1 protein-coding gene is annotated in these 1,545 nt (G+C 32.4%); it reads left to right on the top strand.

Annotated elements, in window-relative coordinates; all coding sequences use genetic code 11:
- Positions 1 to 69: 69 nt before the first annotated feature.
- On the top strand, positions 70 to 1,545 hold a 1,476-nt coding region (locus EZH24_RS11605), incomplete at its 3' end, for a cation-translocating P-type ATPase (RefSeq protein ID WP_153227239.1).

The following is a 1,545-nucleotide window of genomic DNA, read 5'->3' on the forward strand; positions in this document are numbered from 1 at the left end:
GTCTTTTTTATTTATTATAATTATTATAATAAAAAATATAAAACAGTTTAATTAATTGGAGAAAATTTTATGAACGAATTTTTAGGAACAAAAGAAGATATTTTAAACAAACTTAATATTAATCCAAAAATTGGACTCACCGAAGATGCTAAAAAATTGAGTTTGGAAAAATACGGTAGAAACAGTTTTACGAAAGAAAAAGGAATTTCATTATTTGGAAAAATATTGGAATCGCTTAAAGAACCTATGATACTCATGCTTATCTTTGCGGGATTAATCGCTATTGGAGTAAATACGGTTAATTATTTGAACGGCGGACATTTCGATATTTTTGAATGTTTGGGAATATTTATCGCCATATCGTTATCTGTTGTTATCACAATCGTAATGGAAGGAAAAAGCGCAAAGGCGTTCGAGGCTTTAAATAGCATAAACGAGGACATAAGAGTTAAAGTCATAAGAAACGGAAATATGGAAATAATCAATCAAAAAGATTTGCTTGTCGGAGATATAGCTTTTATCGAAACGGGAAATAAACTCCCAGCGGACGGCAGACTTCTTGAAAGCGTATCTTTAAATATTGACGAATCGGCTCTCACGGGCGAAAGCGAAGCGGTTGAAAAAGATTGCGATGCCATATTTACCGATGAAAAAATTCATGTAGCCGAAAGAATAAATATGGCTTATTCGGGTTCTTTTGTGACAACGGGAAACGGAAAAATGATAATTACTTCGGTTGGAGATAGCACGGAGTTTGGAAAAATCGCTCGAGAATTATCTTCGACTAAAAAAACTTCCACTCCGTTGCAAGAAAAACTTGCAGAGTTAGGAAAAAAAATCGCTTTGATTGGAATAATCGCCGCAGCTATAGTTTTTATCATACAAGTCTTAAATTTTATCAGAATCGGTGAGGCAAATTTTCAAAATATATCGGAAGCTTTTATTACGAGTATAGTTTTGATAGTGGCGTCCGTTCCAGAAGGTTTGCCAACTATTGTCGCCGTCTCTCTTTCAATCAATATTATCAAAATGGCTAAACAAAACGCTTTGGTAAAAAAAATGGTTGCCTGCGAAACTATAGGAAGCGTAAATGTTATATGTTCCGATAAAACGGGAACTCTAACCGAAAATAAAATGACTTTAAATAAATTATATTTAAACGGAGAATATATAGAGCCTGAAAATATAAAGAACGAAAAAATAATTGAAAACTTTTGTATTAATTCTACGGCGGATATCGATTATAAAGATAACTTGATTAAATTTTTGGGAAATCCTACCGAATGCGCTTTGTTGGTTGGAGCGAAAAAATCTGGTTTTGATTATAAAGAAATAAGAGAAAAATCGAAAATAATATTCGAATATCCTTTTTCTTCCGACACAAAAAATATGACTACGGTTGCGGAAATTAACGGAGAATATTTGGTATTCACAAAAGGAAGCCCCGAAAAAATAATTTCTATGTGTAATATAAACGAAGAAGAAAAAAAAGATATAGAGAGCGCTATTGAAAAATTTCAAGACGAAGCAAAAAGAGTCATAGCT

The organism is Brachyspira catarrhinii, assembly GCF_005518285.1.
GTDB lineage: Bacteria > Spirochaetota > Brachyspiria > Brachyspirales > Brachyspiraceae > Brachyspira > Brachyspira catarrhinii.